The 12,049-nt window shown below is 75.2% G+C and carries 7 protein-coding genes, 2 tRNA genes and 1 pseudogene; 4 read left to right on the forward strand and 6 right to left on the reverse strand.

What is annotated here, in order from left to right; all coding sequences use genetic code 11:
• Window positions 1-241: 241 nt before the first annotated feature.
• Together lhgO and ACFV0Q_RS29615 are read right to left on the reverse strand one after the other, a co-directional pair.
• Window positions 242-1,474 carry an L-2-hydroxyglutarate oxidase gene (gene lhgO, locus ACFV0Q_RS29610; protein WP_385009433.1) on the reverse strand — a complete coding sequence of 411 codons (1,233 nt, stop codon included), beginning with the start codon at window positions 1,472-1,474 and terminating at the stop codon, window positions 242-244.
• Between the two features lie 19 nt (window positions 1,475-1,493).
• Complete coding sequence (locus ACFV0Q_RS29615) at window positions 1,494-3,182, reverse strand: sporulation protein (protein WP_385009434.1); 1,689 nt, start codon at window positions 3,180-3,182, stop codon at window positions 1,494-1,496.
• A 633-nt stretch (window positions 3,183-3,815) separates the two neighbouring features.
• Here ACFV0Q_RS29615 and ACFV0Q_RS29620 point away from each other — a divergent pair.
• The 3 genes from ACFV0Q_RS29620 to ACFV0Q_RS29630 all read left to right on the forward strand — a co-directional run bounded on the left by ACFV0Q_RS29620 (window position 3,816) and on the right by ACFV0Q_RS29630 (window position 8,374).
• On the forward strand, window positions 3,816-6,140 hold the full coding sequence (locus tag ACFV0Q_RS29620) for an asparagine synthase-related protein (protein WP_385009435.1): 2,325 nt from the start codon (window positions 3,816-3,818) through the stop codon (window positions 6,138-6,140).
• A 72-nt stretch (window positions 6,141-6,212) separates the two neighbouring features.
• Window positions 6,213-7,028, forward strand: coding sequence for a tRNA (guanosine(46)-N7)-methyltransferase TrmB (gene trmB / locus ACFV0Q_RS29625; RefSeq protein WP_385009436.1), 816 nt, complete (start codon window positions 6,213-6,215; stop codon window positions 7,026-7,028).
• A gap of 65 nt (window positions 7,029-7,093) precedes the next feature.
• Window positions 7,094-8,374: a PrsW family intramembrane metalloprotease gene (locus tag ACFV0Q_RS29630; protein ID WP_385009437.1), complete on the forward strand. Its 1,281-nt coding sequence runs from the start codon at window positions 7,094-7,096 to the stop codon at window positions 8,372-8,374.
• Here ACFV0Q_RS29630 and ACFV0Q_RS29635 read toward each other — a convergent pair.
• From ACFV0Q_RS29635 to ACFV0Q_RS29650, 4 genes are all read right to left on the reverse strand, one after another.
• A complete protein-coding gene (locus tag ACFV0Q_RS29635; RefSeq protein WP_385009438.1) occupies window positions 8,371-9,465 on the reverse strand; it encodes a M23 family metallopeptidase in 1,095 nt (364 codons plus the stop codon). The genes ACFV0Q_RS29630 and ACFV0Q_RS29635 overlap by 4 nt on opposite strands.
• A gap of 317 nt (window positions 9,466-9,782) precedes the next feature.
• Window positions 9,783-10,961 (reverse strand): PP2C family protein-serine/threonine phosphatase, encoded by a 1,179-nt coding sequence (locus tag ACFV0Q_RS29640; RefSeq protein WP_385009439.1) that lies wholly within the window; start codon window positions 10,959-10,961, stop codon window positions 9,783-9,785.
• A gap of 141 nt (window positions 10,962-11,102) precedes the next feature.
• Window positions 11,103-11,176, reverse strand: a tRNA-Met gene (locus ACFV0Q_RS29645).
• A gap of 214 nt (window positions 11,177-11,390) precedes the next feature.
• Window positions 11,391-11,463, reverse strand: a tRNA-Lys gene (locus ACFV0Q_RS29650).
• Window positions 11,464-11,611: 148 nt separating this feature from the next.
• Between ACFV0Q_RS29650 and ACFV0Q_RS29655 the strand changes: the two are divergent.
• Window positions 11,612-12,049 (forward strand): annotated as a pseudogene (locus ACFV0Q_RS29655) (hypothetical protein); the annotation flags it as partial.

Raw genomic sequence — 12,049 nt, forward strand, 5'->3', positions numbered from 1 at the left:
TGCTTAGGCGCGGCGCCGTTGCCGGGGGCCGGCCCCCGGACCCCCGCGCCTCAAACGCCGGCGAGGCTGATCTTTGCCGCTCGGCACCGGAATTGCCCGGCAGGGCTGATCTTTGCCGCTCGGCGCCGGGATTGCCCGGCAGGGCTGATCTTTGCCGCTCGGCGCCGGGATTGCCCGGCGGGGCTGGGTTGCCCTGCGCGGCGCCGGCCCGGGCGAGGGGGTTCGGGCCCCGCCCGCCGGGTCAGGGAGTGCGGAGGGTGTGGAGGGTTCGGGTGGCGATTTCTCGGCCGATGGGGAGGGAGGCCGTGGCCGCCGGGGAGGGGGCGTTGAGGACGTGCACCGTGCGCGGGGCCTCGCGGATGAGGAAGTCGTCCACGAGGGTGCCGTCGCGCAGGACGGCCTGGGCCCGGACTCCGGCCGCCGCCGGGGTCAGGTCCGCGGCGGTGACGGCCGGCAGGAGGCGGCGTACGGCCTCCGTGAAGGCCTGCTTCGACAGCGAGCGGTGGATCTCCCCCGCTCCGTACCGCCAGTGCCGGGCGGCCATCCGCCAGGATCCCGGCCAGGCCGCTTCGGTGGCGAGGTCGCGGGGCCGGACGGTGGCCCAGTCGTAGCCCTCGCGGGCCAGCGCGGGCACGGCGTTCGGGCCGACGTGGACCCCGCCGCCGATGCCCCGGGTGAGGTGGACGCCGAGGAAGGGGAACGCCGGGTCGGGCACCGGGTAGACCAGCCCCCGGACCAGCTCCGGGCGGGCCAGGTCGTGGTACTCGCCCCGGAACGGGATGATCCGCATGCCCGGGTCGTCACCGGCGAGGCGGGCGATCCGGTCGCACTGCAGGCCCGCGCAGTTCACCAGCACCTTCGCCCGGACCACCAGCCCGGACGTGGTGCGCACCGCAACCGCTGACGGGCGCCGCGAGATCAGGTCGACCTCGGCCCCGTAGACGATCTCCGCGCCGGAGGACTCCGCCAGCTGCGCGGCGACCTGCCCGTAGTCGACGATGCCGGTCGTGCCGACATGGATCGCGGCGAGGCCCCGGATCTCCGGCTCGTACTCCGCGATCTGGGCCGGGCCGAGCTCGCGCACCGGGATGCCGTTCTCCCGGCCGCGCTGGACCAGCGAGTGCAGGCGGGGCAGCTCGGCGCGCTCGGTGGCGACGATCAGCTTGCCCGTCACCTCGTGCGCGATGCCGTGCTCGGCGCAGAACTTCACCATCTCGGCGGCCCCGCGCACCGCGAACCGTGCCTTCAGCGATCCCGGGCGGTAGTAGATGCCGCTGTGGATCACCCCGCTGTTGCGGCCCGTCTGGTGCCGGGCGGGCCCGGCCTCCTTCTCCAGTACGGTCACCCGCGTCCCCGGGGCGAGGCGCGACAGGGCATGAGCCGTCGACAGGCCGACGATCCCCCCACCGATCACCAGCACATCGCAGTCCACGCCGCCGCCCACGCTGACACCTCCCACCCCTGCATACTGCACCCCGCCACCGACAATGCGGCTACGCGGGTGTCACCAGCAGCGGCCGGGCCCGCTCGCGCAGCTCCGCGACGCGCGGTTCGTCCCCGTACGGTTCCAGCCGGTGGAGCAGGTCCCGTACGTACTCGTTCGTCCGCGCGGAGGAGATCCGGCCCGCGACCTCCACGGCCCGGGTGCCGGCGGCGCAGGCCGCGTCGAGGTTGCCGGACTCCAGCTCGGCGACCGCGCTCACCACCAGGCGCAGCCCGTGCGACCGTACGTATTCCTCGGTGGGGCGGGAGAGGGCCTGCTCGGTGAACCGCCGGACCTGGCGCGGGAGTTTCAGGTCCCGGTAGCATTCCGCCGCATCCGCCGCGAAACGGTCGTACGAGTAGAAACCCAGCCAGGTCGGATCCGCGTCGCCCTCGCGGGAGCGCTCCAGCCAGCCCTCGGCGGCCCGCAGCGCGGCCCCGGCGGCCGCCGAATCGCCGGCCTTGGCGTGGGCCCGGGCCTCGACGAGGCGGAAGAAGCTCATGGTGCGGGCGGTGGCGAGGCCGCGGTTGCGTTCGACGGCGGCCTGCGCGAGGTCCACGCCCTCGTCCGGGAAGTCGCGGTAGGTCGCCTGGAGGGACATCGAGGCCAGGACGTAGCCGCCGAGCGGTACGTCGGCGGCCGCGCGGGCCAGCCGCAGCGCCTGGATGTAGTAGCGCTGGGCCGCCTCCTGCTGGCCGGTGTCGAAGGCCATCCAGCCGGCCAGCCTGGTCAGTTCGGCGGTCGCGCCGAAGAGGGCGCGGCCCACCTCGTCGGTGTACGAGCCGAGCAGCAGCGGTGCCGCGTCGACGCGCAGGCACTCGGGCACCATCGAGGAACGCCAGTCGCCGCCGCCGTACTTGGAGTCCCAGCGGCGGGCGTCCTCGGCGGCCTCGCGCAGCTTCGTCACGTCGCTGTGGCCCACGCGCTGCGGGGAGGCGTCCGACAGGGGCGCGGGCGCGGCGGGGGCCGCGGGCGCGGCCGGCTGCCCGGTTTCGGGTCCGGGCTGGACGGGCACAAGGCCCTGCGCGGGGGTTTCGGACGCCTGCCGGGGCGGGGCGGTCCGCCCGGGCCGCCCGAGCGTCACGGACACCTGCCGGGGCAGGGCGGACGGCGTGGACGGAGCGGACGACGCGGACGACGCGGACGACGCGGGTTTGACGGCCGCGGCGGGCACGGCAGACGCCGAAGGCGCGGAAGGCGCCGCCGATTCGCGTACGGGACCCGGTTCGCGCGCCACCGAGCTGTCGGCCGGAGATATCAGCCAGCGCGACGCGGGAGTCGCGTACGCCGACACCGAGAAGGACCCGGCGAGCGACTGCCAGATCCCGCCACCGCCCCTGCGCCCCGCGAGGTCGAGCCGGTAGAGGTCCGTGGCCGAACGGACGGCCGCGCCGATGTCGCGCGGGAAGGCCAGCCCCACCTCGGGCGCGGGATCCGCGTCCGCCAGGCCGATCTCGTGGAGCGGCACCGGGCGCCCCAGCTTCGCGCCGATCGCGGCCGCGATCAGATGCGGGGCGGCGCCCTGCGGCACCATCCCCTTCGACACCCACCGCGCGACCGACGTCTTGTCGTACCGAAGCGTCAGCCCGCGCTGCGCGCCGAGGTCGTTGACCCGCCGGGCCAGTCCCGCGTTGCTGATGCCCGCGAGGGCGAGGACGGCGCCGAGCTTCTCATTGGGCTCGCGGAGCTCCCTGGACATGCGCCACCCCTCGTCACACGCGGAACGCAGACGCCGCCGGGGCATAGGCGCCCGGCATTTCGTAAACCCAGCGTAGTTCCCCGCCTCCCAAGCGTTAAGGCCCCTCCTTCCGTATGGCGGGATTGTTGTCCGTATGCACAGTCCGGGCGGGGCCCACCCCCGGGGCGCACGTGTCAGCCCGTGCTCCGCCTGTGTGGCCGTGCGCCCGGCCGTGCGCTCTGGCCGCTCCCGGGGCCCGGCGATTCGATGTGCGGTGCGTGGGTCGGCCCGCCGCGTGGAACCGGTGGGCCGGGGGATGCCGCTGCCTCAATCCCCGCGGGTGGCGGAACGGTCCGGGGGGTGGTTTCCGCCTCCCGGACCGCGCCCCGCGCGCGGACCGGCACAGGCACTCAGTACGGCCGAAGAATGGCCGAAACCGACCTATGGGGCGGTGGGAACGGAACGCCAAATACCGCGTGGCCGGGGCGTGTTCGTTTACATGTGCGCCCCCCGAAGCCACTCTCGCACGCCCGTCTCGTGGCAGCATGGACTCCGAGCCACCCGGGGTCCCGCCGGCCGCGCCCTCAGCGCCGACCGCGTCGTCCGTGCCGTCCGTTGCCCCGGTCATTTGCCCACGGGCTGGGGGAGGCGGCGGTGCGCTGGTTGGTCGGGTGGAGCAGTATCGCCGCGAGCTTCGGCACGGCCGGGCGGGTCTTCGACCAGGGCGGACCGGGCCGCGGCGGACCGGGCCGCGGCACACCGGGCCCCGGCCCAGCAGGCCCCGGCCCAGCAGGCCCCGGCCCAGCAGGCCCCGGCGGACCGGGCCCCGGCCCGGCCGGCTACGTGGACCCCGCCCACGGCCCCTACGGCCGGCCCCCCTACGCGGACCCGCCGCGCGGCGGCCTCGCCGACGCCGCGTACGCCGACGACCCGGCCGCCCAGGACGCGGAACGCACCGTCCACCCCGTCGGCGCCCAGCTCCTGTGGGGCGACCCCGACCCCCTGTGGGCCGTCGGCGACTGGCGCCCGGACGAGATCCGCACCGTCACCGCCGACCCCTCGGACCCCTTCACCCGCCTCGCCGTCCTCGGCTGCTGCGGCGCCACCGACGCCGAACTGCGCCGCGCCCTGTACGCCGCCCGCGGCGGGGCCCTGCGCCACCTCACCGAGTGGTCCGGCAGCTACACCGCCGTCGTCCAGGCGGGCCGCCGCATCACCGTCCTCGGCGACCTCGCGGGGGCCCGGCCCGTCTTCTACACGCCCTGGGCGGGCGGGACCGCGTACGCCACCGCCGCCCTCCCGCTGGCCGACCTCATCGAGGCGCAGCTCGACGTCGGCCACCTCGCGGCCCTGCTGGCCTGCCCCGACAGCCCGGAGGCGCTGGGCGACGGCACACCGTACGTCGGCGTGCGGCGGATCCCGCCCGGGCACACGCTGATCCTGCGCGAGGGCTCCCGGGAGATCACCGGGTACGAGCAGGTGGCCTCCCTCGCCGTGGCCGCGCCCGAGGCGGATCCGGAGCGTGCGGTGGAGGGCGTACGGGAAGCGTTGGTCGATGCGGTGCGCGCCCGGCTCACGGCGCCCCGGCATGCTCCCGACGCACTGGTGCCCGACCCCGGGCCGGTGCCGGGAATGGGCCCCGCCGACCGGCGCGCCGCCCGGGGTGCCCCCGCGCCGGGGGTGGGGGCCGACCTCTCGGGCGGCAGCGCCTCCGCGACGCTGGCCCTCCTCGCCGCCGGGCTCCCGGGCTCTCCCGGCACCCTGCCCGGCACCGGCTCCCGGCTGCTCGCCGTCACCTTCAACGACCTCGCCACCCCGCAGGGCCGCGAGGCCGAACTCGAGCGCGCCCACGCCATCGCCGCCGACCCCCGGCTGCACCACGTCGTCGTGGCCGCCGCCGAGGAGGCCCTCCCGTACGCGGACCTCGACGGCCCGCTCACCGACGAACCCGGCCCCTCCCTGGTCTTCGCCGCCCGCGAGCGGCGCCGGCTGGCGGCGGGCTCGGCGGACCACTTCACCGGGCACGGGGCCCGCCAGGTCCTCGACGCGCACCCCGCCCGGATGGCCGACCTCCTGATGGACCGCAGGCGCCGCCACCTGCTGCGGCCGGTCGCCGCCCTCGCCCGCGCCGCGTCCGCCTCGGGGGAGTCCCTGCTGGTGCCGCTCACCGTCTACTCGGCGGCCCGCCGCCTCGCCCGTACGCCGTACCGTGCGGGCATCGAGGCGGCGGCGGCCCGGCTGCGCGAGGGCGGGGTCACCGCCACCGCGACGGGCCCGGTCGACGCCTCGCTGGCGGCCCTGACCTGGTCCCGGCCGGGACCCGCCGCGGGCTGGCTGACCGGCGAGGCCCTGGCGGAAGTATCGATCCGCCTCCGGGCCGCCGCCGGACGGCCCCCGCTCTCGCTGCGCCCCGGCGAGGCCCGCGCCCGTGCGGCGCTGGCCCGCCACGCGGCCGGCCACCGGGTCTTCGAGCAGGCCGTGGAGGTCCGCAGCCAGCGGCTGCACGCCCCGTTCCTCGACAACCAGGTCGTACGGGCCGCGCGGGGCTTGCCGGAGTCCCTGCGGGTGCAGCCCGGGGCCCGCGCCGCGATCCTGCGCAGCGTGCTGGCCTCCGCCGGGGTGCGCGAACTCCCGCCCGGCTGGGGCGCCACCGCCCACACCCCGAACGAGACCGCCACCCGCCTCGGGCTGCGCGCCGCCCTGCCGGGGCTGCTCGCGCTGTTCACCGCCCCGCTGCTGGCGGACGCCGGGCTGATCGACACCCGGCTCGTCCGCCAGGCCCTGACCGACGCCGCCGACGGCCGGCCCGTACCGCTCGACGGACTGGCGGAGCTCGTCTCGATGGAACTGTGGCTCCGCCGCCTGCTGGCCCGCCGCGGCACCTGCTGGACCGGCACCTCCACGCCCCGCCGCCGCGCCGTCCCCGCCCTCGACGCCTCCCTCCCCCGCCTGACCCGCGGCGCCCCGGCCGCCCGCTAGACCCCCGCCCCCGCGCCTCGCACGCCGACGAGGCCGAGTCCGGCAGGCCCCCCGTCGTAGAATCGGCGCATTGTGTCTGAGTCCCCGAATCCCCAGCCCAGCCTCCCGGACACCGCGCCGGAGGCGACCGCGTACGTGCCCCCCAAGTGGCGTACCGAGCCCCGTTTCCCCGACGGCCCCGCGCCCGACCCCGCCGGGTCGCACCACGAGCGGCGGATCCGCAGCTTCCAGCCGCGCCGCAGCCGGGTGACCACCGGCCAGGGCGAGGCGCTCAAGCGCCTCTGGGGCACCTGGGGCCTCGACATCGACGGCCACGAGGTCATCGACCTGCACCGGCTCTTCGACGGCCTGCCCGTGGTCCTGGAGATCGGCTTCGGCATGGGCGAGGCCACCGCCCAGATGGCCGCCGCCGACCCCGCCACCGGCATCCTCGCCGCCGACGTGCACACCCCCGGCCAGGGCAACCTCCTCGCCCTCGCCGAGCGCGGCGGCATGACCAACGTCCGTGTGGCCAACGGCGACGCCATCATCCTGCTCCGCGAGATGCTGCCGCCCGACTCCCTCGCCGGCCTGCGCGTGTACTTCCCGGACCCCTGGCCCAAGGCCCGCCACCACAAGCGGCGGCTGATCCAGCCCGAGTTCCTGGACCTGGCGGCCACCCGCCTCGCGCCCGGTGCCGTGCTGCACTGCGCGACGGACTGGGAGCCGTACGCGGAGCAGATGCTCGAAGTGCTCACCGCGCACCCGGAGTTCGAGAACACGCAGGCCGACGGCGGCTACGCGCCCCGCCCCGACTTCCGCCCCCTCACCCGCTTCGAGGGCCAGGGACTCGACAAGGGCCACGTCGTCCACGACCTCCTCTTCACCCGCGCCCGGCCCAAGAACTGACAAACGTCACTCCGAGTGTCCGACCGGCTCGGTAGGGTCATCATGTGCTCCGAGCGCTCTCCCGTGTGCTCGCACGCACACCGGGCCCGGTCCGCGTGTGCGTGCCCGTCACCCTGCTCACCGCGACCGGGGTGAGCATCCTGGAGCTCGTGCGGGAGCAGACCGGTACGGCCGGCTTCTTCGTGGGCATCGGCCTGGCCCTGCTGCCGGTACCGCCGCTGATGGCGGCCTTCCGGTGGCTGGGCCGGGCCGCGCCGGGCCCCTGGCGGCAGTTGATGTTCTGCTTCGGCTGGGGGGCCTGCACCGCGGCGCTGATCGCGATACTGGCCAACAGCTTCGCGACCGAGTGGATAGCCGCGGCCACCACCGACCCCTTCGACGCCGACCGGCTCGGCTCGGTGGCGATCGCCCCCGTCGTGGAGGAGAGCGCCAAGGCCGCCGCGCTGCTCCTCGTGTTCGTCTTCCGAAGACGACGGCTCACCGGCCCCGCCGACGGGTTCGTGATCGCCGGGTTCACCGCCACCGGCTTCGCCTTCACCGAGAACGTCCTCTACCTGGGCAACGCCTTCGAGGAGGACCTCGCCAAGGGCACCGGCGTGCTGGACTCCGTGACGGCGGCGACCTTCTTCGTACGGGCGGTGCTGTCGCCGTTCGCGCACCCGCTCTTCACCGTGCTCACGGGCCTCGGCTTCGGCGCGGCCGCCGTCGGCGCCGGCCGTGCGCGCACCGTCGGGCCGCCCTTGCTGGGCCTGGCCCTCGCCATGGGCCTGCACGCGCTGTGGAACGGCTCCTCACACTTCGGTGAGTACGGTTTCTACACGGTCTACGGCTGCGTGATGGTCCCGGTGTTCGCGCTGCTGCTGGGGCTGGCCGTGCGGATACGGCGCCACCGGCTGCGGGCCGTCGCCGCCGAGCTGTCGGTATACGCCCGCGCGGGCTGGCTCGGCCCGGCGGAGGTACCGGCCCTGGCTTCGATGCCGGCCCGCTCACTGGCGCGCGCCCTGGCCCGCCGCACCGGAGGCCGCCCCGCCGCCCGCGCGGTGTCCCGCTACGCGGCGGACGCCGCCACCCTCGCCCTGCTGCGCCGCCACGCCCGCCACACGGGCCCCGGCCACGACCGGGACTTCGCCGAGCGGGAAAGGGAGTTGCTGCACCGGCTCTGGCTGCGCCGCGCGACGGCCGCGCCCGCCCTGGCCCGCGCGGCGGTCCTGGAGGAGCTGCTGCCGCCCTGGTTCGACCCGCTGCCGAGCCCCCGCACACCGCAGCCGCCCCGCACACCACAGCCGTCCCGGGCGTCGGCCGTACCGCCGCCCCGCGGGAAGGCCCTGTCGTCCTCCGGACGCTAGACGCTGAGCCCCTTGGAGTTGAGCCACGCCAGCGGGTCCACCGTCGAGCCGCCCTTGCGCACTTCCAGGTGCAGGTGGGCTCCGGTGACGTTGCCGGTCGCGCCGACCCGGCCGATGGTCTCGCCCGCCCCGACCGAACCGGAGGTCACCGACATCGAGGAGAGGTGGCAGTACCAGACCTCCGTACCGTCATCGAGCTGGAGCACGATCCGGTAGCCGTACGCGCCGGACCAGCCGGCCGAGATGACCTTCCCGCCGCCCACGGCCTTGACCGGGGTGCCGGTCGGGGCCGCGAAGTCGAGGCCCGTGTGGTAGCCGGAGGACCACATGGAGCCGGAGTCGCCGTAGTGCGAGGTGAGGGTGTAGGCGGAGGTCGGAAGGGAGTACCCGCCCGAGGACTTCGCACCCGAACCGCCACCGCTGCCCGCCCCGCCACCGGCCTCGGCGCCCGACTCGGCACCCGACTCGGCCGCCGCGGCCTGCCCGGCGGCCGCCTTGTCCGCCGCGGCCTTCTCGGCAGCGGCCTTCTCGGCGGCCGCGCGGGCCGTCTCGGCCTCCTTGTCGGCGGCTTCCTTCTGGCTGCGGGCCTCCTGGGCGGCGGTCTCGCGCGCGGCCCGCTCGGCGTCCGCGCGGGCCTGGGCGTCGACGGCCTCCTGCTGCGACTCGGCCTGCTGGAGGATGCGGTGGCGCAGCGCCTCGCCCGCGTCGGCCTGCCCCTGGGCCGCGCCGTCGGCCTGGCGCGGGATCCCGGCGGTGCGGGCGGCGGCCGTGTCGCCCTCGGCGGTGTCGGAGGCGTGGCCGCCCCCGTCCAGCAGATCGGGCAGGTCGGGGAGGTCCGGCAGCGACGGCATGGATATCGCGACCTGGGGCCGGTCCTGCGCGGTGGCGATGCCGCCCGCCCCGACCGCCGCGATCACGCCGACACCGAGCACGGTCGAGCTGCGGGCGAGTCCGCCGCGCGGCTTGAGGACGCGGTGCTTGCCGCGGACCGGACGGGCGGAGTCCTCCGTGGGGTTCCACTCGCCCCAGGCACCGGCGGTGGGCGTCTCCTGGACGTCGGTGCCTTCAGGGGCAGGCGAGTTGGAGGCCACCGGGGCACACTCCTCATGAGCGAGAACGCGCACGGGTGCCGTCTCTTGCGACGGCTGGGACGACCGCGCTGCGTTATCGAAAGGTTATAGACACGGTGGAGTGATTCCAAGCTGTTGCGACTGATCGTTAACACCAATCGGCCACGCCCCGCAGAGCTCTGGCCTGGACATTCCCCTCACAAAAACCCACACCAGCCCAAACAACCACCGCCACCCCCACCACTTCAGCCACGATGGCAAGATGACGAGCCGTCAACCCCCTCGCACAGAGCGCCCTCCGCACTACACACCGTCACGATCTCGCCGTGATCCGGGCGTTACGCCCCCTCGCGCCCCACCACCGGGACCGTCCGCCTCCGCTCCGGCTCCCCCTCCCCCGGCCGCCCCAGCGCCAGCAGCGCCATGTCGTCGGTCATCCCACCGCCCGTGTGCCGGCGTACGTCGCTGCTGAGCGCTTCCAGCACCTCGCCCGGCCCCGGGAAGACCCGCCCCCGCAGCCGGGCCGCCGGATCGTAGAAGGCCCCCGACGCGTCCCGGGCTTCGGACAGCCCGTCGGTGAACAGCAGCAGGGTGCTGCCCTCCGGGAAGGGCCACTCGCCGACCCGGTCGGGCATCCCGGCCGACAGCTCCCCCAGCCCCAGCGGCAGCGCCGACTCGGCCGGGGCGAGCACCGCCAGACCTCCGTCCGCGTGGAGCAGCAGCGGCTCGGGGTGGCCGCGGTTGAGCAGCCGGAGCACCCCGGCCCCGGCCGGGACCTCCCCGAGCACGCAGGTGGTGAACCCCTCGACGGCGTCCAGGCTGTCCCTCCGTACGCCCTCACGGGCCAGCGCCCGCTCCAGCCGCTGCGCGAGCGCCTCCAGGGTGGGCTCGGTCTCCGCCGCCTCCCTGAAGGCCCCCAGCACCACCGCCACCGCTTCCACGGCCCCGAGCCCCTTGCCCCGTACGTCGCCCACCGCGAGCCGCACCCCGTACGGGGTGTCCTGGACGGCGTAGAGGTCCCCGCCGATGAACGCGTCGGCCTGCGCGGCCTCGTACCGCGCGGAGACGTGCAGCCCCGCGATCCGCTCGGCCGGGGTCGGCAGCACGGCCCGCTGGGCGGCTTCGGCGATCCCGCGCGCCGAGGCGAGCCGCTCACCGCTGCGCCGCACGACCTGGTTGATGAGCAGCGCCAGCCCGGAGACGGTCAGCACCGTCACCAGCTCGGTCAGCGCCTCCACCTTCCAGCTGGTGCCGTTGTAGAAGTGCAGGGCCACGACGGCCGCGGAGGCGGCGATCCCGGTCAGGGCGGTCGCCCGGAAGGTGAAGAGGGGGGCCGCGACCAGCGGGGCGGCGGAGAAGAAGGGGGAGCCCGTGAAGCTGGGCGGGGTCATCACGTCGAAGACGAGGCCGAGGAGGATCAGCAGCACCGGGAGCATCCGGACCACGCGCCGGACCGCACCGTCGCCCGTCTCCGCGATGTCGCCCGCGTCGCCGCCCTGCCGGCCCAGCCCCGCCACGCTGCTCTCCTGCCGCCCGGTCCCGCCTCCGCCCCCTCAAGGCTGGCGGCACGGGCCCCCGTACGGCGACCGGGCCGGGCCGATCGGGTGACGGAACGACGAAGGCCCGGTTCCACAAGGGAACCGGGCCTTCGTACTGAGTAGCGGGGACAGGATTTGAACCTGCGACCTCTGGGTTATGAGCCCAGCGAGCTACCGAGCTGCTCCACCCCGCGTCGGTAAACCCAACTCTACGTCATTCGGGGGACGCCTCCCGCCAATTACCCTCCCCACACCCCCTCAGACCCGCATAACCGCAGGTCAGAGCCCCAAGAATGGATCCGCCACCCGCCCCGGACGCCGCCGGGCACAGCAAAGCGCCCCACCCGGGAAGCCCGGATGGGGCGCTGAAGCACAGGTCGGAGGAGTGGTCCCCCCGCCCGCAAGGTGTAGGCCATGTCGGACTCGAACCGACAACCAACGGATTAAAAGTCCGCTGCTCTGCCAATTGAGCTAATGGCCCTCCACGTGCTCACCCCAGAGCATAGCCGGAGAGGGGCTCTTGGCCGATCGGGTATCGCCGGGTGTGGCCCAGGCGGTTTTCCGCCAACCGTCGTGCGCGGGGTGAGAGAGGCCGGAAACGGGCTCGGCCCCCACCGCACCGGAGTGCTGTGGGGGCCGAGTCGGCGTCAGATGAGGCTCAGGCCTTAGCCGTTGCGCTTCCAGCGCGGCTTGTCGTCACGACGGCCACCGAAGGAACCGGTGGAACCGGAGCCGGACGGACGGTTGTCGTCGCGGCGGCCGTACGGGCGCTCGCCGGCGCCGCCGGAGCGGAAGCCGCCGGAGGGGCGGTCGTCACGGTTGAAGCCACCGGAGGGGCGGTCGTCACGACGGAAGCCACCACCGGACGGACGGTCGCCACCGGAACGGAAACCACCCGACGGACGGTCGTCGCGGCGGAAGCCACCACGGTCGCCACCACGGTCGTCACGGTTGAAACCACCCGAGGGGCGATCGTCACGACGGAAGCCACCACCGGACGGACGGTCGCCACCGGAACGGAAACCACCCGACGGACGGTCGTCGCGGCGGAAGCCACCACGGTCGCC

The organism is Streptomyces sp. NPDC059564 (genome assembly GCF_042735575.1).
Classification (GTDB): domain Bacteria; phylum Actinomycetota; class Actinomycetes; order Streptomycetales; family Streptomycetaceae; genus Streptomyces.